General features: G+C 37.8%; 16 protein-coding genes and 2 pseudogenes. 3 read left to right on the top strand and 15 right to left on the bottom strand.

Annotated elements, in window-relative coordinates; all coding sequences use genetic code 11:
* Nucleotides 1–6 precede the first annotated feature (6 nt).
* Complete coding sequence (locus tag DN408_RS01205) at nt 7–408, top strand: hypothetical protein (protein WP_078178399.1); 402 nt, start codon at nt 7–9, stop codon at nt 406–408.
* A 176-nt stretch (nt 409–584) separates the two neighbouring features.
* A complete protein-coding gene (locus DN408_RS01200) occupies nt 585–1,013 on the top strand; it encodes a hypothetical protein (RefSeq protein ID WP_078178398.1) in 429 nt (142 codons plus the stop codon).
* Nucleotides 1,014–1,096: 83 nt separating this feature from the next.
* On the opposite strand, the pseudogene DN408_RS01195 reads toward DN408_RS01200, so the two are convergent.
* A pseudogene (locus DN408_RS01195) lies at nt 1,097–1,396 on the bottom strand (DUF3967 domain-containing protein); the annotation flags it as partial.
* A gap of 198 nt (nt 1,397–1,594) precedes the next feature.
* Between DN408_RS01195 and DN408_RS01190 the strand changes: the two are divergent.
* Nucleotides 1,595–2,734, top strand: coding sequence for an S-layer homology domain-containing protein (locus tag DN408_RS01190; protein ID WP_078178397.1), 1,140 nt, complete (start codon nt 1,595–1,597; stop codon nt 2,732–2,734).
* 57 nt (nt 2,735–2,791) lie between these two features.
* On the opposite strand, the gene DN408_RS01185 is transcribed toward DN408_RS01190, so the two are convergent.
* The 14 genes and pseudogenes from DN408_RS01185 to DN408_RS01125 form a co-directional block, all read right to left on the bottom strand.
* Nucleotides 2,792–3,382 carry a DUF3967 domain-containing protein gene (locus DN408_RS01185; RefSeq protein ID WP_078178396.1) on the bottom strand — a complete coding sequence of 197 codons (591 nt, stop codon included), beginning with the start codon at nt 3,380–3,382 and terminating at the stop codon, nt 2,792–2,794.
* Nucleotides 3,383–3,540: 158 nt separating this feature from the next.
* Nucleotides 3,541–4,533, bottom strand: a complete 993-nt coding sequence (locus DN408_RS01180; protein WP_147739921.1) for an S-layer homology domain-containing protein — start codon at nt 4,531–4,533, stop codon at nt 3,541–3,543.
* 90 nt (nt 4,534–4,623) lie between these two features.
* Nucleotides 4,624–4,824, bottom strand: a pseudogene (locus DN408_RS01175) (hypothetical protein); the annotation flags it as partial.
* Nucleotides 4,825–4,884: 60 nt separating this feature from the next.
* Complete coding sequence (locus tag DN408_RS01170; protein WP_078178406.1) at nt 4,885–5,124, bottom strand: helix-turn-helix domain-containing protein; 240 nt, start codon at nt 5,122–5,124, stop codon at nt 4,885–4,887.
* A gap of 2 nt (nt 5,125–5,126) precedes the next feature.
* Nucleotides 5,127–5,306 (bottom strand): hypothetical protein, encoded by a 180-nt coding sequence (locus DN408_RS31190; protein ID WP_179957867.1) that lies wholly within the window; start codon nt 5,304–5,306, stop codon nt 5,127–5,129.
* Nucleotides 5,307–5,389: 83 nt separating this feature from the next.
* Entirely contained in the window at nt 5,390–5,554 is a 165-nt protein-coding gene (locus DN408_RS31185; RefSeq protein WP_179957869.1) for a hypothetical protein, read from the bottom strand.
* Between the two features lie 111 nt (nt 5,555–5,665).
* Nucleotides 5,666–5,878, bottom strand: coding sequence for a DNA-binding protein (locus DN408_RS01165; RefSeq protein WP_078178393.1), 213 nt, complete (start codon nt 5,876–5,878; stop codon nt 5,666–5,668).
* A gap of 238 nt (nt 5,879–6,116) precedes the next feature.
* Nucleotides 6,117–6,269, bottom strand: a complete 153-nt coding sequence (locus DN408_RS31180; RefSeq protein ID WP_179957868.1) for a hypothetical protein — start codon at nt 6,267–6,269, stop codon at nt 6,117–6,119.
* 196 nt (nt 6,270–6,465) lie between these two features.
* Entirely contained in the window at nt 6,466–7,530 is a 1,065-nt protein-coding gene (locus tag DN408_RS01155) for an N-acetylmuramoyl-L-alanine amidase (RefSeq protein WP_078178392.1), read from the bottom strand.
* Nucleotides 7,527–7,766 (bottom strand): holin, encoded by a 240-nt coding sequence (locus tag DN408_RS01150; RefSeq protein ID WP_078178391.1) that lies wholly within the window; start codon nt 7,764–7,766, stop codon nt 7,527–7,529. Before DN408_RS01150 ends, DN408_RS01155 begins: the two co-directional genes overlap by 4 nt.
* A gap of 1 nt (nt 7,767) precedes the next feature.
* Nucleotides 7,768–8,013: a hemolysin XhlA family protein gene (locus DN408_RS01145; protein WP_078178390.1), complete on the bottom strand. Its 246-nt coding sequence runs from the start codon at nt 8,011–8,013 to the stop codon at nt 7,768–7,770.
* Nucleotides 8,014–8,051: 38 nt separating this feature from the next.
* Nucleotides 8,052–14,693, bottom strand: coding sequence for a phage tail spike protein (locus DN408_RS31795; RefSeq protein WP_235712308.1), 6,642 nt, complete (start codon nt 14,691–14,693; stop codon nt 8,052–8,054).
* Nucleotides 14,693–16,168 carry a distal tail protein Dit gene (locus DN408_RS01130; protein ID WP_078178389.1) on the bottom strand — a complete coding sequence of 492 codons (1,476 nt, stop codon included), beginning with the start codon at nt 16,166–16,168 and terminating at the stop codon, nt 14,693–14,695. Before DN408_RS01130 ends, DN408_RS31795 begins: the two co-directional genes overlap by 1 nt.
* A 42-nt stretch (nt 16,169–16,210) precedes the next feature.
* Complete coding sequence (locus tag DN408_RS01125) at nt 16,211–19,243, bottom strand: phage tail family protein (RefSeq protein ID WP_233154277.1); 3,033 nt, start codon at nt 19,241–19,243, stop codon at nt 16,211–16,213.

Here is a 19,243-nt window from a genome sequence, read left to right as displayed (position 1 = left end):
TTCATAATGTCTAAAGCACCATTTCAACCTATAGTCACAAAACCTGGAAACACTTTAAATGACAAAGGTGTACAGATAAAAGGAACTAACGATTTTGGCCGTAATAGTGAGCCCCTTAAGAAGCAAGTTATTAAACCTATCATCAATAAAGCAAAAATAACTGCTCCTGAGAAGCCAGATCAACGTTTAGTTCCATCTAAAACTGCTAAAATTTCACCAGCTGTTTTATTAAAGCTAAATACTCTTAAACCATTTATAAAAGAACAAGAAAGCATGGATAAAGCATCGATTAACAGCATTATCGATATGCTTCTTGAAAGCTATGTAAATACTAAGCTAACAACTCGACAGTCTGAAGGATACAAAGGGATGTACAAGCACCTTTATGAGATGTTAGAGAAGAAATAACACGTAAAAAGCCTTTAGAGGATATTAAACCTCTAAAGGCTTTTTTTAAACATTTTAAATATTTCAAATATCACATATATCATAGTTGTAGATATATTCGATACATCTACAACTATTGACGTTAGATGATATTAAAGTTATTATATTCTTAAATAAACTGCAAGGGAGCGTTTTTTATGAATGCAAATTTAGAAAGTTCAGCACCAAAAATAAGAGAAGTTGCTATGGAATTTCTTAAAATTAATGAGAAAAAACAATTCAGAAGAAAGGAACTAGAGGACTATGTTGATAGCAAACTTGAAGTTACAGAAGGTGCTAAAAACGGAGCTTTAAATCGAGTGTTAAAAGACAATGAAAAAGAAGGAGTGTTTCGAGTTGATAGGGGGTTATACTTGTATGACTCTACAGCAAAAAAAGAAGACTATGAACTTTTAAAAGGAATACAAAATATACTCGACGATGCATTCGCAGAAGTAAAGAATACAGTTAGCAACTTAGAAATAGTTGACTACCTCACTGAATATGATTTAAGTTCATTGGCCAAAATTCACGAATTATTAAAAATGCAACAGAGAATCCATGAGATTTTAGATATAAAAGAATAAATACATATTTCTTTTTTATCTAATCATAAGTAGAAAAGTATACATTTCTGCTTTTCTACTTATGCGTAGTTTGTTTTAAAACCTCACCAGAACCTCCACCACGGCTTTTTCTTATCTTTCGCAGCCGCAACCTCATCACGAAACTCCTGCATTAATCTCTTAGCTTCCTGCATCTCACGTAGTGTTTTCATCAACGTCTCATCCCTGGCTTCTAATCGTTTCTCAACTCGTTCATTATGCTGCTCTATGCTCGCTTTGATTTCCTCGCTATTTTGCTTTGCCTGCTCACTCAATCGCTTCTCCATCATTAACATACCCTCATTCATTTCTTGCGCCATAACGCTGTATTGTTGCTACAGTTGTTCTTGAAAGTGGAATGGGATATAAGGATTTTTCACAATATTTTTTGCTTATTCTCCTTTTCAAAGAGATGGACAAAAACACCAAATAATTGAAACGAACTACTTGAGAAAAATTTCCATAATAAACATTTAAATTTAAATATCTATATGTTAATATTAAATAGAATGCGTACAGTGTTCTTTGTGAACACATTATTTTACGGATAAGGGGATTTAATTATGAACTTTAAACAACTAATCTTAGCAGGGACAGTTATCGCATCAACAACACTAACCCCTCTAACAAATGTGCAAGCAGCAGAAACGGTAGGATTTAAAGATGTTCCTGTAGATCACTGGTCTTATAAAGCAATTATGGATTTAAAAGAGAAAAATATTGTAGCTGGTTATGGAAATGGAATGTTTGGTTTTGGTGATAATATTACACGAGGACAAGTAGCTAGACTGATATATGCCTACTTGAAGCCAGCAGATGAACCTAATGCACCAAATCCTTTCAGCGATGTCCAAGGACATATGTTTGAAAAAGAAATTTTAAGTCTTAGTAAGGCAGGTATTATGAACGGATTTGGCAATGGGAAGTTTGGTCCGGATAATGTTCTAACACGAGAACAATTGGCTTCTGTATTAACAAAGGCTTTTAACTTCAAAGCCACATCTACTACCACGTTCAAAGATGTAGATAAGAATTACTGGGCAACAAATGCTATCAGCGCATTACAAGAAAATAAAATTGCTGCTGGCACAGGGGATAATCTATTTGAACCTAAAAATATTGTAACTCGTGAGCAGTATGCACAATTCTTATACAATGCAATTACTAAGTCAGGAAAACCAGAAAAAGAGCCTGAGTCAAAGCCTACTGTTATCCCGCAAGATTTAGCAGACGATGACATTTATTATCATGAAGGTTGGATGGATAGCTCATCGGTATTAAAAAAATCTATATCTAAAGAAGCACAAAATCTCGTTACTGAAATCAACAAAAAATATAATGCGGAATTAAAGTATAGAGCGGTAGGAGGTAAACATTCAGAGATCGCTTTGTTCTCTCCTGTATTAGAGGGGATTCCTGAATTTTATGGGAACTTCACTGTAGCTGGCGATAATGAAAATAACTTTACTGTTCATTTTGTAATTGATAGAAATCAAAGTAAGCAGGCGTTAATGGAGTTAGGGGAGAAATGGATTACTATGATAAATCCAAACTTAGATTTGAGTACAGAGATTGAGAAAATAGTGTCTTCTAATACACGCACGGGTGCATATCATATAGATAAAAACAATCTTAAAATAGATATAAGCTTAGAGATGCAAAATCGTAGTAGCGATCTAATGCGAATTGAAATCCACAATTAAAAAAAGAGGAGTGAAATCTCACTCCTCTTTTACCTATGCGTAGTTTGTTACAAATCCTTACCAAAACCTCCACCACGGCTTCTTCTTCTCTTTCGCTGCAGCAACCTCGTCGCGAAATTCCTGCATCAGTCTCTTCGCTTCCTGCATCTCACGTAGTGTTTTCATAAGCGTCTCATCCCTGGCTTCTAATCGTTTCTCAACTCGTTCATTATGTTGTTCTATACTCGCTTTGATTTCCTCGTTGCTTTGCTTCGCTTGCTCATTTAATCGTCTTTCCATTAATGCTATACTCTGATTCATTTCTTGCGCCATAACGCTATATTGTTGCTGTAACTGTTGTTGAATGTGGAATGGGATTAAGTCTGTTTCTTGAGGTTCTTCTTTAATCAGATCTGGGTTAACTTTCTCAATTTGCTGCGCAATCATCTTCGCTGCCTTTTCCAGCGTCATACCGTCATGCTTGCTAAGCTCAATTAATCTCTCAATAACCATAATGTCGCCGTCTGTGTATTCGCGTCTGCCGCGCTTATCTTTCTTTACTGCAAATCCTTCGCGAGATAATACTTCCATGTACTTTCTAAGGGTGCTATCACTTATTCCTAGTCGTTTGTATACTTCACTAGCAGAATAAACAATCTCGTCCGTCATAGCGTCACAACACCTCCTAGTGAGAGTATTCCATGATGGTCAAGAAATTCCTGCAAATAAAAAAAGAAGCTGTCCCATAAGCAGCGAAACTGACTTATGGGTAGCTCCTTTTAAATTCCCTATGCAAAGGGAACATTTAAATCATCTATAAGTCACTTCTAGGATTTTTGTTTTCCAATATAAATACTTATACTAGAGTCTCTTATAATTTCAACTTTGCGACCATCTAATTCTATTGTTCGAGAGCTTGCAGTAGGATTTTTAATTATATTGTACAGATAATCTCCTTTAGTTGGTAGTAGTGTTTTTAGGATTTTTTTCACAGGCTCGTTTAATACAGGGTCATCACTATGAATAGACATTCTATATGCGCTGGCATCTCGAGAAGAAAACTCAAAATACATAATGGGATCAAATACGTTACCATTTCTATTATATTTGTAGTTATATTCGGTTTTTTCAAACCCAGAATCAATCAGTATATTCTGAATTTCTTTATAATTTTGCTCATCCCCATCTTTCTCAGGAATAGACTCAGGAACAAAGTTAGGGTTTACAAAAATTGCATTATACATAAATTTTGCAAATTGTTCCCTCGTTACATTCATTTCTCCGCCGTATTGATAGTTTCCAATTCCGTTTGTGATGCCATTACTATACAATGAACGAACAGAGTCTTTTGCCCAATGATTATTTGAAACATCATAGAAAAGGTCGTTTGTTTTTACAGCTAAATGAAAAGCTTTTTGTAAGATAACAGCCATTTCGTATCGAGTTAATGTATCATCGGGTCTAAATTTATCAGTGCTGTCTCCTGTCATGATCCCTGCTTGAGCAACTGCTTTAATACTGTTTTCAAACATATGCCCATGAATATCAGAGAAATTTTTGATTGTAGATCCATTATTTTCTAGTTTTAGGTATCTTGAAATAATCGCAGATACTTGTCCACGAGTTACATTGTCTCCAAAACCAAATCTTCCGTTTCCATAACCATTAATTACGTTTTTATCAGCTAAGTAGTTAATAGAACTTTCAGACCAATGCCCACTTGGTACATCAGTGAAAGCTGTAGTTTGTGCATGAGTATTCGTTGTGGCGAATAGCGTGGCGGTAATTAAGCCTGTTACAAGTACATGTTTAAAATTCATTATGATTCCTCCTAAGTATATAAAACAATATATAACTATCACTTATATCCGTTGTTTTTTAAGTAATTGTTATTCTGTTTTTTCGCTATATTAATATATAATAATTATATAAAAAACGTCAATTGCTTTCATATAAATTGCTTTAGCAATCTCAACTAGTAACCTCATAAACAACGGTATCATTTGAACAACAATATAACCAATTCCCGCTCTTGAAATAAGGGAGAATCCCCGTTCCTGGCTGCCGACCATAATGAACAAACCACCGCATAACGCTACAACGGATTTAATTGAAATGATGGATAATAAATTCCTTCAAAGAAAAAAGCCCTGCTTATAAAGGGCTTTTAATCATTCATATGGTCGATATTTTCCTCTCAAGCCCTCTAATTCCTCAGCAAGTTTTTCAACATCTTCACGAAAGTATAATGAAACCCTATCAACTACTTTAATGGGAATAAGTCGCCCTTGTTTTACAAGTACATGTAATCTTTGAGTTGTGACATCTAATAAATTTGCAGTTTCATTTGCTGTTAAAACTACTTGGTTAACTAACTTTTCTATTTCTTCACGACTCATTTTATAGTCCATATTCATTTTTCGTCCCTACCTTTTTTCCATAAAGAAACTAAATTAATAACAAGTGCTATAGTTAAAATTATTGTGGAAGCAATTCCTAAATAGTCAATTACTTCAGGATTCGTATAGTTTGTTACTGTAACCACTAATATTAAAAATAATACTAATACCAAAGTGTTTCGATCTAACTTCATATTTACATGGATTGGATTTTGTGTAATTTTGTAATCATGTTATAATCTTTTTTAAGAGTGGGGGAATTTCTTCCCCCTTTGTGTTATTTTCGTCTAGTCTTGCGGGCTAGACGTTTTTTTTCGTTTTCTTTCTTTTCTTTTCTGTCTTTCATATCATTTATGTTTTTCTTTGCGGTTGTGATTCCTACCACCATGCCTACTATGTAAGCTAGATTTCTAAGAATCTTTTCTGTTAAGTCCCAATCCATGTTTCTCACCTCCCTTACATATATAATTATACCATATCTGTTTACTTGAATCAATAGGTTTTTGTTATAATATCCCTTGAAATTAAAAAAAAGTAACCTTAAATTAAAAGGTTACTTTCTCATTTGTTCTTTGCTTTTTAAAATATCTTCTTTGAAGTACAACCGATCTCGAGGCATTTCTTTAATCGGCTTCACTTTTTCTTTCTGCACCATTACATTTAGATTTTGACGTGAACACCCTAAAATTTCTAACGCTTCTGAAGTGTTTACAATTTCATCTTGAATAAAACGAATTAAGTCGTCTTTGGTTTCAAATTTATACATTCTTTTTCTCCTTGATATAGGTAGTTACTAAATTAAACACCATCATTATTAATGTAAGTATACATAGGACGATGTAGATGTAATCTAATGTTTGTAAATCGGTGTAATCAATTTGATACAAGATGTATCCTAAAATCACAAGAATTGGTATGTTACTAAAAATGACTTTTTTCATAAAATATAGTGGAATGTGTTATAATAATCTTAGGTACAAGAGAGGTTTCCCTCTCTTGCAGTGTTATTCTGAGTCGTTTTCTTGGCGGGAGCGACTCTTTTGTTTTTCTTCCTTGATTTTGTAGTAAATATCAATTGTGTTTTTAATACCGGAAGAAAGTTGAGAATAAATTGTTATGAACGCTGTTATCGTTCCTAAGATTATCATCCAATCCACTTTGTTCACCTCCTTTTCTTTATACTCTTATTATATCATTTCGTTTGACGTGAGTCAAATGAATTTAGGTTAAATATAGAAAAAAGTCCATTTTTTTATATGTTTTATAAAGGAATATTTGAACTGATAAATAGTGTATCAACCTGCGTTATATAAACAAAAAAAGGGTCTACTCATAATGAGCAGACCCTTTTACTTACTTCACATACACATAGGCTTCGTTTGCAGTTACATAGTATGTTTTGCCGTTGCTGTTGTGTACTTTATATTGTGGTGAACCATTAACAATTACTTTCGCATCAATCGTAAATCCTAATCCTACATCTACAGAACCAGCAACATCTTTATCCTGCCAAGATGGAGCATCATAGAAACGTAAGTTGTCCACTTTAGAAACAACACGTTTTCCTACAATAGATGAATCCACTGTACTTTTCTTACTAAACTTCACATAAGATGGATCGTTTTTAATCCATTGCTCACCGCCAAGATTTAACCAACCATCCTTTTCATCCCATACAACATAAGCTTCTGGCTTGTTTAACTGGCGAACCTTAGAGTAGCTTGTATCTGGTCCTTTGCGTAAATTAACATTGTTACCTTGAATATAAGCCACGCCATCAGTTACAGCCGTTTGCACTTCTGCTGGTTTAGATGGCTTCTCAGGAACAGAAACTTCCACACTAGAATTATTATATGCTCGTTGTACATCAGCACGAAATTGAGCTTCAGATACACCGTGAGATTTCAGATAATCAAGTGGGTCTTCATGGTCTGTACCACCAAGATATTTCGTCACATCGTAGTGAGTCCATAATCCTTTTTCTACAGATAAACCGCGGTCACGTAGAATTTTAGCAAGTAGCTTTACATATTTATCATAGCTGCGTTTGAATTTATCGTAATCTGCTGTTTCGCAAAGCTCCACATGTACAAAACGTTTATTCGCACCAGGTCCACCGCCATAAGCGATGTACTTTGTGTCAGCGATTTGAATTGTTTCGTCCCAATCGACTGCGTAGTGAACAAATGCATTTCTCCATGTACGAGACTCATACTTTTGGATATTAATAGCCGGAGCTTCAGGAGTTGCTGTACTATGCGCTACAACGCCCTCATAAGCACCTACGCCATAGCGGTATGGTTGCTTTGGTAAATCAGGAATAATAAGTGTTCTATCAGCAAAAGCCCCTGTCTTGAAACTTAACAGGAGCAATATAGTCATAAATACAGAGGAAGCTAGTTTCATAGTTTTTTTCATTTATTATCAACATCCTTTTTCGTTATTTTGGAATGATCGTATAGCCCACTTGCTGATAAACCGATGATGATTCCCTGGAACACGTTCATTTTTATATCAAATGGCAAAAATAAAACGCCTAGCAGGATGCCAAGCGTTAAATTAAGCAATGGGATATATTTAGTTTGTAAGCCAAGAATTTTCGCCACTTGGGATAAAGCTACAACAACCGCAATTATTACACTGACTTCAACCAACTTATACACCTCCTTTCAATAACAATCCAATAAGTGCCGTTACAATCGCCCCAATGATGATTCGAAGAATCCATGTAGTGTTGGCGCTGATTTTATCGAGAAGTTTGTTTATATTTACAATGTCTTTTTCGTTGACAGTGGTACGCGTTTCGATATTTCTGATGTCTCGTTGCATGTCTTTTTGATCTAACTTTATCTGTTGGACCTCTTGTTGGAACTCTTTCTTTAAATCTTGAATTTCTTGCATTGGTTCATCTCCTTTTTAGGCAATAAAAAAAGACCAGCTTATAGCTGCTCTGTTAGCGTTGTATTTTCAGTTGTTTGCGCTCCATTTATCATTTTTTGAACTAATTCTTCTAATGCTGCGATTCGCTCATCTTGAGTCACTTCCCTAAGTTTTTGTGCTTCAAGTTCCTGCTTCAGCATTCCAACATCAAAGGTTACATTTGCTACTTTCCAGTCAACTTCCTGTACAGCAGCTACTGTTATAGAAGCTATGTCATACAGTGAAACAGCGTCCTTACTCTTAGTAGTAAAGATACCATCCGTTTCCTCTGCAATCATTCCGTACTTCTTAGGAACGTATTCTATAAAGCCTGCATTAAACTCCTCAACGTCTCTAATAAAATTGTATTCTTTGATACAGATAGAGTTTAATTTTTGCAACGCTGAGAAAGGTAGTTCTGTAATGTTAGTCTTGATTGCACGTGTGGAGTTAGGAAGGAAATTAGTAGCATACATGTTGTCTTTTGCTCTAATAGTTGCCCCGTATAGATTCCCCATACCTGCACCGTACATTACTTGTACACCGTAACCCGAATAGTCAGCGTGATTAGAAACACGGAATTTCAAATGACCTAGCTTCAAATCAGAGTCGTAGGAGCTACTCTTTACGAAACTTGCAAACTCACTCGATCCGTCTTTGAATTTAATCTCTTTCCCACCCCATACAGTATTTATTATATGGTTTTGAGAATCAAGTGAAATATCACCGTAGCCACTACGTGAACTAACAGCTTTAATGAATAAGTCACCGTCTGTAGTTGTATACCGTGAGTCGCCCTCTGAATTGACTGTTAAAGTTTTGTTAATTGGGTTCATCGTAATAGAGTGGTAGTAAGTGATATCATTACCGCTCATGCTCTTAGCAAGTCCAATGACTCCCAAGTTACCTGCTCCACTATAATCCTCTATCGTGCTAATCATAATAGACTCAGCTATAGAAGAGTTAACATCCTTCTTCCACCCCCCGCCGACTTGTAGTAGTGGTTGATAATATCTGTCAGTTCTATCTAGGAAGCCAAAGTACCCACGAGCTACATTGTTACGGTAAACCGTTAAGTCTGACTTATTGAGAGTAAGCTTAGCTCCTGAAAAGTTCTCTGCTTCTGTCTCGATAGTAATCCCGACTAACTTGTTTGCTTTCAAGTGTTTTGCTTCCACGTACCCGTCTAGCATTATCTTTCCTGCTTGGATCAATACGGCTTGAGCTGTTTGGTTAATCGCTGAAGCTATTCCACCTGCTTCTACTTTCGAGATAATTTGATTCTTTAGAAGAGTAATAGAGCTCTCATGTGTATCTACAATAGCCTTACTTCCAAAGCGTCCGTCAGCTTCAGTTTTCTTGTACACATCAGTAGATAACACTCTTAGGTTAATTGCATTATTCGCCTGTGTAATGCTTGACTCAATCGTTGTAATCTTAGTGTTGTAATCCGTTGTAGCTACTTTTTTAGCGACTTCCCTAACTAGTTGCTCATAGTTAGCGTAATCATTAGAGTTTTCTAGGAATGAGCTAGGGTACTTTCCTTGTTGTAACATAGGCTGACTCACCCATAGCTTACCATTACGGTTAATAGTGACGTTCCCTCTTACTGCTGTAATCGTTGAAGCGGGAGCAGGAAGAGTAGCAGAAACGAACTTCCAAGCCCCATTAGTCATAATAGGTACTAACTGAACTGCTTTAGATGATACCCAAGTACCGCCATTGTAGAAGGAAATCTCCATGTAAGCCCCGCCGTCAAGTCCTGCTACACTATCTGTATAGAACCAAGCAGAGAATATATAGTCCCCTGAGTTAGGCAATATAGGAATACCTTGATATAGTGATACAGACTTATTAGCAGGCTGTGAAGTTACTTCTATTTTTGCTGAGTTGTAGCCTGCGTGATTTCTAGAAGAATCAGCTACAAAGCTTGCAGTAGCGACTCCATTCGTCCATGTATTCCACTTAGAGATACTAGGTGTCCTGCTCGTAACGATCCCTGTTGTAGGGTGTATTACTCTATCCTCAAAGGCTGAATTTCGTAACTCATTCGTATTCCCTAGAGAGTCCATATAGTCCGTCATTTCAGTTGTTTTAACTCTCAGACCTATCTCGTTATTCATTTGCGTGATTGTAGTGTCCTGCTGTGTTATTTGCGTTGTATGTTGCCCTACAGTTTGACTAATTGAATTAACACTTGAGACAGTCCCGTCAAGCGTCTGCTTCATTGTGTTACTACGAGTGTTAAGGTCTTCAAATTGGTAATTGCCTGCAAAGTCTACTGTAGAGCGATTCCATCCAGTAGCTACAGCCCCTATCTCCACCTGTGGCATTCTGTAGTAGATGTCGCCATTATGGAATAGAGCAAGACGGAAAGCACCTGTTACAATCCCTGCTGTAGTTGGTCTGTATGTTCTAGTTATACGTGTCCAATTACCTGCTTTTAAGCTGTTTTGTTCGTCAGTTGTTAAGCCTACATCTTGGTATTGTACCCGTGTGCCTGCATTGTCATAATATTCCATGACGAATGCATTTTTAACTTTGAATGCTGTCCAATTTGCTACAGGTACATACATCCAAACGCTCCATGTATAATCCTTGTTTCGTGCTACTGGGAACTTATTAGAGTAAGCATTGACAATATTGTTAGGGTCGGTATCAGCTAAGTTTGTACGGTTAAAACGGAATACTGCTCCCCTTGGTTCATCAGCCCACGGGTTTTGCCATACGATATTAGTTATATTTGATACAGCCCAACCGTCAGGATAGCCATTTGTAGGGCGTTGTAGCATGTCTGCGTTATAAACCATGTTAGCCCCTACCATACCGCTAGCATTCATGGACGTTAACGTTGCAGAGTTTTCGTCAGTCGTTTGCTTAATTGTGTTATTCTTCTTCAGGATTTCTACTGAAGACATTCCCCAAGGCGTTGCAAGTGATCCACGCTCTAGCTTAAGCTGTCTAATCCATAGTGACTTAGTATTTGCTTCAGCCACTCTAGGAAATCTAATACGTACCATGATTCCTTTCATGTTTGCTTTTACTTTGAAAGTATGCTCTACTCGTTTCCATCCTGTATTAGTGTGCGTTTTAACTTCTGCTTCAGACCAATTAGTCCCATCATGTTGGAATATAAGCGTTTGTCCTCCTGCTACGTTCTGCATTAACTCTAATGAAAGTGTAAGTGTCTCATTCGGTAAAATACCGTGTGTAGCAGTTATCAGAGAGCCCCCGACTTGGTAGAAAGCGTCTGCGTAGCTAGTACATGTTAGCTTAATATAGTCCTCCCAAAACACATGAGTAGCACCGTTGATAATATAGCCTGTATCGTCAAAGAATTTAGGGTATTCATTGTTACATGAAGAGTCTGCAAATAAGTTTTCCCCGTTCGATTTTACATCTTCACGTAGGGAGCTAATATCTGTAGTGTTTCCGTCAACGTCACTGCGTAGGGTATTACTTTTTGTTTCTAACGTTCCTGTTCTTCCTTCTACAGCCGTTACACGGTTAGTAGTAGCTGTAATGCTAGATTGTAGCCCTGTAGCCGTCTGCTCAATTGCTGTAGTCTTTTGAGTGTATTCGTCTATAGTCGGGCTTGGTGGAGCGTAAGCAACTACCCCGTCCCCTTCAGTAACCATAATTTCAGTGAACTCTACACCTTTACTACGTGTAGTCCCCGCTTTACCTGAATAAAGAAGTATCTGAGTAGTGTTAACGTTTATTTTCTTGAAAGTATGGAAAATGAAGCCGTCTTTAATTTCAACGTGGGTAGATACTCCATTCGTATAAGGGTAAACAGTTATGTGTCTGTCTGTGCCTGCTGTGAATTTAACACGGGCTGAAATTGTGTAGGTACGATCCATTTGCATAGTTACAGGTACGCCTACATAGTTGTAATTGTCTGCATCGTTTCCGAGGTTTTTCGGTGCTACAACCATTTTGTCACTATTAGCTTTAACTAAATTGTCCGAGCCCGTCCGTCTATTCTCTACAGCAGATACACGTGAAATAGTGCTGTCAACTGTTTGTACAATTTCGTTTGTTTTCTTAACAATATCCCCGCTTGGTGCTTGCCAATCCTCTGTAATTTGATTCCCTTCAATCAATTGGAAGTATCTAACGTAAAAGAAAGCATTGGAGTTAATTAACTCAGTAGAATACATGAAAGGAGTAAACAGCGTATTTTCTGCTCCTGCTAGTGTTCTAAACTTATAACTAACACGTGTCCATGTATTAGCAAGTACTTTCTTAGAAGTAGGCTCTAAAATAGCCCTCTGCACGGCTGTGTGAGGGTTTGCTCCAATAGTTGACCAAAAGTGCAGGGGATTCCCTGAACCGTCAGAAACGACGTTATCTACAGGTATTTTAATCAATGCAGAGTATACATATTCTGTATCAGGCTTAAGTGTAATAGGATTACTTGCACGGATAGAACCTTTTATTTTCATAACATTAAAGCCGTCTTCTGTTACAACTTCCATAGTTGAGTTAGCAGGCGTGTTAGGAATCCAACCACCTGTGTTAGAAAACATCCCCGAGTTAGGTATTAAGTTATCACGTCCGTACTTGGCATTCTTCACAGTTGTCTCTACAGCAGTAAGTTTCTGAGCGTTTGTCTCTACAGTGTTAATAATCTCATTCGTTTTCTGTGTAAATTGTCCTGTTAACTCGGTAATCTTTTGCGCAGAGCCGTTAGCTGTCTGCTCAATTGTATTCGTTTTAGTTTTCAGACTTGAAATGTCCCCAGTTGCAGTATTAATTTTGCTCTCTGCTGAACCTATACGAGTAGTAAGCCCTGTAGCTGTTTGCTCTACTGTAGTAACACGGTTAGTAACGCCTGTTACATTGTTGTTAGTAGTATCGAGACTTGACTGCTCTGCTTTAGACTTAATAGCGTTAGCGTTATGAGTAATGTCTGTGCTCATATCAGTGAATTTCTGAACGTTACCCGCCTTGTCCGTCTCATATACCTGCTTCCCTACAGTGTTTTGATCAATGTAATCTTTCGTGTATACGCCTGACTTGTCTGCTTTATCTAATAGTTGTTGGTCAATCCAAGTCTTATCTACTTTCTTTCCAACTGTAGTAGTTAAATCTGTAATACGTTGCTTCTCGGTGTTAATGTTGCCCTGTATCTCTGACTTAGCAGTATCTAATAACCCTTTATTAGTAGTGATATCCTGCTTAGCTTTTGTAATGTCATTCTGAGCCTGCGTAAGAGCCGTGTTAAGCGGTTTAGTGTCAGGAGAGATAATTATCCATGCCCCGCCCTTCCAAAGCTTCAGAACCTTGTTATTAGGGACGCTTGAATCACTCCAAAGCGTTTTCCCGTCCTTTAGGTTATCTGTAGGCGGTGTAGCACTTTCTATAATATCCACAAGATTTTTCTCCATGTATTCTTGAGTCGCTTCTGCTAAATCTTTTGCAGCTTGCGATTCCTTTACTGCTGTATCAACTTTGTTGTTTGTTTCGGTTACTTTCTCTTCTAAAGCATCAAACCATTCTTTAGATACTTTATCTTGAACCATAGTAAGCATCTTCTGGTACATTCTACGTAGTGCATCGTCTTGGTTAACAATCTCTCTGTAATTACCAAATGTGTATTTATTTTGACGTGGGTCTTTGTGAGATTCATCACCTGCAATCGCTCTAGCTTCAAGATATAAAGTCGGATGCATACCTTCGTCGATAATGTTAATCGTATCGCCTTCGTTAATCTGTTCGTGTTCCAAACCAAACACACGTGAGGCATCTACTGCATCAACCTCATACGTCACGATAGTTTGAACTCGTTTGCGTAGTTCTGTTTTCGCTAATGTCAATAATCTTTGTGGTGTCATGTCTTGGTCTTCTGTTTCTGGTGTATAAAAACCAAAAAGATGCTTCCCGTTAACATTCCAACGTTGGTAAGCATCTTCATCTACAATATACTGTAAGCCATTATTTACAGACTCAATCGTAATAAGTTTTTCTTTTCCGTCTTCATCCTGTCCCATTACATAAGGAACTAAAGCTGTAATGATATTCTCTGAGTTTTCTACACGTTTAACTCCTAGTAAATCTTTACCGAGAGTAACTTCTTTTCCTGTTTCTCTTCCTCTCTTTTCTACAAGATCTATATACTTTTTAGTTATTTCGCCACCTTGTATAATGACTCGGTATTGCGTTTCCGTATTATCAAACAAAGTAGATACATCATGAATAAGCTTCAATGGACTAGTGAATTCTTTGATTGTATGAGTACGTGTTCCTTTAGCTTCGATATTCCCTACTAACCATTCTGTACGAGCTGTAGCAAAATCTAAGTATTGCTTTGCAGTCCAACTTTCAATACGTTGAGGAACAAAGTAACTGTCCTTATCTAATAAGGTCCACTCGCCCGAAGCATATACAGTAATGAGATGGGATGCGGAGTCTTTCTCAATCTCTGTAATTACATACGGTACAATAACACCGCTACGCACCTCTTTTAACACTAAGTTTTGTTGTTGAAGATATACAGCGTACGGAGAGCTTTCTAATACTTTGAAGTCTAATATATCTACGCTATTCTTAATCTCCCAGTGTCTTAAATCTTCTGTGTAATCTTCTGGTTGAATTGTAGCGATAACACGTCTTGTTTTATAATCTACTATGTGTAAATCTCCGCTAGGCTTTCTCATTACTTGTATCTCTCCCTGTATGCTATTTGAGCTGTTCCTATATTAGAGGGCCGCACAATAATATCGTTCTGCCCTCTCTTTACGATAGGAAATGTACTAAAGATGTCTTTCAATCCAATCGCATTCTTCCCATTGATTGTTACTAAAGATCTTTCTGTATCTATTCTTACTTTGTCTCCAACATCAAAGATATAAGGAGTTTCATCTATATTTAAAGTGTTTATTCTCCAAAATTTAACGTCTTCAATAAATGCTATATCAGCAGGTGGATTAGTACCATAAGCGATGCAACCTATAGCTACCTTGGCTACCGGTCTAGCTGTCATAGGATTACTATCAGACTCGTCTCTCCATTTGCGAACAAAACTAGCATCATCTATCTCAGTATTTTTACGATACTTAGCAAAATAGAAGCTCCATTCTTTGCCTCTACGAGCTACTGAAACATGTCCTCTGAAGTCATTAAACGTATCTCGATACATTCCCGTTTCGTCAGAAATCCACTTTCTAGCGCCTCTTGAGTCTATGATAGCTTGAGCTGTTGTCATCTCATGGCTCATGTATTCATCAGCCATTGCTAACTCAACTATCACATTATCATTAGCGTCTAAAAGCATTACTACGGTTTTACCCATTCTGTTCCAGTGTTCGGATTGGAAATTCATTTGCACATCAAGTCTAAAGTCTTGAATAACGCCTCCTGTATTAGGAATCGTTCGCTTCATAAAAGGACCGTGCCACTCAGTATCTGTTCCCGTTCCGTACGAATCAGGTGTAAAAGCATACCCTTGCCACACCTTCATAGTTCCCGAACTTTTGTAAATCCCTATTTGTCCAGTTACAGCAGTCCAAGGAGCTAAACTTTTCATTTCGTCCCATATAAGACGCTCATCTTGTTTCACTACACGATTTTTAACCCCTGTAGGATATCCAATTCTAAAATATTCGTCCTGGTTCCATACATCTAAGGATGGGCTAGGATTTAACACCTCAATATCAATAACAGGTATCGTTTCTACTGTACCTTTATTATCAAAAGAGGCTTTTAAGTCTTGATTCTGTATCGACATAGTTTTCGTTTGAACAGCCCCTAGTTTATATGGCATAGGACAAACAAATGTAATCTTCCCCTTCCCTCTGAAAATTAACTCTTCTATATCTGCCTCACCATCAATTACAGCCATGTATGTCCGGTCAGGTTCATCATCAAAAATTAATTCACAAGGTTGATCTGTTAAAAGCCAATCTGCTAAATCTTCTTTCTTCTTTTGCATTTCACTTTGACTCCCGGCCTTAATAATGACAGGGACTTCTATTGTTCGCACATCTGTATTTGTTTGTAGGAGATATCCTCCTGCTTTAGAAGGAACCTTTAAGATGTCTCTCTCAACAGGAGACCATGCAGGTCGGCTAAATCCCATTAAGATAAAAATGTAGTCTTTTCGTATTCCGTTAAAGGAAAAACTTCCTGACATGTATTTTCCTCCTTTCAGTGCATATAAAAACACCTCCACTCATTAGAATGAAGGTGTTACAGTTGGTTTAAATTGTGCTAAACGTTGTTTGCGTCTGTTGTTTGTGTTTTCGACAGGCTGCGCTAATACTTCACCGACAATCTTTTTATCTATTACGATATAAGTTGGTGCGCTTCCGTTAGATTCGGTAGTACTGTTGTCTTTCTTAGCTGTTTTCGCTTCGACAACACTGTTTTGTTGAATACTAGGGAGTATTGGCGGTAAATCTAATAAATCACTCATAAGCCCGCCTACTTGCGGGAATGCTAATTTAATACTATCTGTAATTGGTCCTCCGAAATCAAGATGATCTAAGTCACTTAATGGACCTGTTTTAGCAGGAGAGAACGGGAGGAAGTCACGCGCTTTTTGAGCTAAATCACTTACTGCATCAGTAACCCAACTCGCTGCGCTTTTTATCCCTTTTGCCATCATTTCTATTAATCCGCGACCTGCGTTAAAGAACGTTTTTCCCATGTTGGTAATAAAACTAACGACCTTATTTAAAATCATCTCTACGCCTGTAACAATACCGTTTAACTTATTGGAAACACCGTTAACTATCGCGGACCAAATCCCATCAAAAACATTTTTAGCCATTCCGCCCCAACTTCTTACAAACGCAGTTATCGATTCTAATTTAGAACCGAAGAATACGTATATTTCAGCTAACGCATTATTCCAGACGCGCTTAATGTCATCCCAGAATTTAATGAATGGTTTAACTATGTCACCTGCGAATTTACCAAGCCATTTTAGGATTCGTCCTGCTCCCCATAATTGAAGCCAACCCCATAGTAATTCCAAAGCGCCATTCCAGATTTGTTTCACTGCATCCCACATTTTACCCCAGTTTCCAGTGAAAAGAGCGGCGAAGAAATTCACAATCCCCATAATGACGTTTAGCGCTCCGTTTATCACATTTTTAATAGCTTCCCAGGTTCCGATTACAATTTCTTTTATAATTGGCCACATAACTTGCATTATCGACATTATAATTGGCATAACTGTCTGGATTATCGAAAGTACGAAATTCCACACATTTGACGCCGCCTGCATGATCATGTCTCCGTTTTCAGTCCACCAAGATTGGATTTTCTGTAAAACTTCTTGGAAATATGAAGTCATTGCGGACCAAACCGGAATAAGTACGCTATTTAAGATGAAATTCCAAACGGTAATCGCTGTTTGTTTTATAGCTTCCCAAGCTGCAATAACAGCATTCCTAAAGCCCTCGTTTGTATTCCATAAGTAAACGATACCAGCGACCAAACCGACTATGGCAGCTGATACTACCCAAACTGTAGCGCTCATCGCCATTAACCCAGTAATTAATGGTCCTATTAACATCCAGATAGAACTCCATGCAGCAAGCATACCGTTCCACAATCCGATTCCAATAGCTAAAGGTGATAGTATCAGTGTTAAAGCAGGAACCAACATGATGATCGCTTGAATGATTAACGCTAATGTCGGATGAGCCTGGTTAAATAGCGTTACTAATTCGAAAAACTTAGCAGCAAAATTAACTAGTGGTGTCATCAATAGACCGAAAGCATCGACCATGGGTTGTACAGCAGTAAGAAATGCGCCTTTCATCCTCTCCCACGCTAACCCTAATGGAGTTAATGAATCCTGCAATTCTTTTACTTTCGCATCTGTTTCGGCTTTCAACATAGCTAATTCATTCGTTGCTTGTCCTCTTGCTAAAGCCATTTTCTGACGCCATAATTCTACATATTTCTGAAGTTCTGGATCAGTCATCTGAGCGATAGCTTTTACTTCTTCTGCTGATTGCGGACCAAGTTGAGCTAAATAATTAGAGAATTCAAGTCCGGCTCGTTGCGCTATGCTAGTTAGATTGTCTTTCCATCTCCCTAATATCCCGACTTGTTCCTCTAAATTCTTAGTAAGTTTAGCACCACTTACAGCCTTCATTTGAACTTCTTCGAATATATTCCAAGCGTCCATAATCTCATTCGTTCTTTGTACAACTGCATCTTTATAAGCAGTTAATGCTTCTTCCTGCTGTCTATACACTTCAGAAGGATCTGGCCCTTTAGCAGCTTTAAATAAAGCGGAATATAAAAGCGCGCTTGTAGCTGCCGCAGCCAATGCTACCATATTGAATCGCATTAATCCCTGCGTAATCATCATTGTCATATTCTGCAAATCTTTCATTTTAGCAGTTGGACCTAGCATTTTCAGAGCTAATACCGATGCATTACCAGCGTTAGCCATTCGATTTAATGCGTCTGCAGCTTTTAATCCTGCGCTATTGATCATATATAGCGGATTAGCCATACGTTTATAGTTTTCACTTATACGGGTTGCTTGCGTCGTCATATTCTGCATGTAGCCAATCTGCTGTAGCATTCCCATCATAGCGAGACGATTCGCATTTATCGCATCATCAGCCGTTTTTTTCTGAGCCTTTCCTAACGCTTGAACTTCAGACATGAATTGTTTTGTTGATCCTGCATAATCTTTTGATGACTGCGCTAATTTGAAATAACCATACTGCACTTCAACCATAGCACCTTTTTGTTTCATCATCGCTTGATGTTGCTGCATATAACCCTGTTTCATTTCGGTATACATTTCCCTTTGACGCTGCGTCATCGAGTTGTAAAGTGCTTGTTGTTCTCTTCTTGAATTATAATAAGAACGTGTAGCTCTACCGTTTGAACTCTCCGTTATATCGGCCATGTGGCGAACAGCTTCAGCTTCTGCATGTCTAGCTTGAGCAGATTGTCGAGAGCTATCAATAGAACGTCTATTAGCTTCTACAGTAGCGTTCGCTGCTGCTCTTGTTGCATTTCCTGACCTAGCTGCAGACTGCGCCATATCGTCGTATGCGCGTCTTGCTTGGCTGCTAGTATCTCTTAGTTGGCTAGCCATTTCCCTGTTAGCTTCCCGTCCTGCTTGTCCCATGTTATTTCCGACTTGTTCTAGATCTCTATTAACCTGTTGAACATCACGACGTAAATTACTCCTGTCTAACCTGGTTTCTATTTCAACTCTTCCATCAGCCAT

The organism is Bacillus sp. AR13-1 (assembly GCF_008042285.1).
Classification (GTDB): domain Bacteria; phylum Bacillota; class Bacilli; order Bacillales; family Bacillaceae_G; genus Bacillus_A; species Bacillus_A mycoides.
The sequence above is the reverse complement of the archived record's forward strand: the minus strand, read 5'-3'. Positions and strand labels throughout refer to the sequence as shown.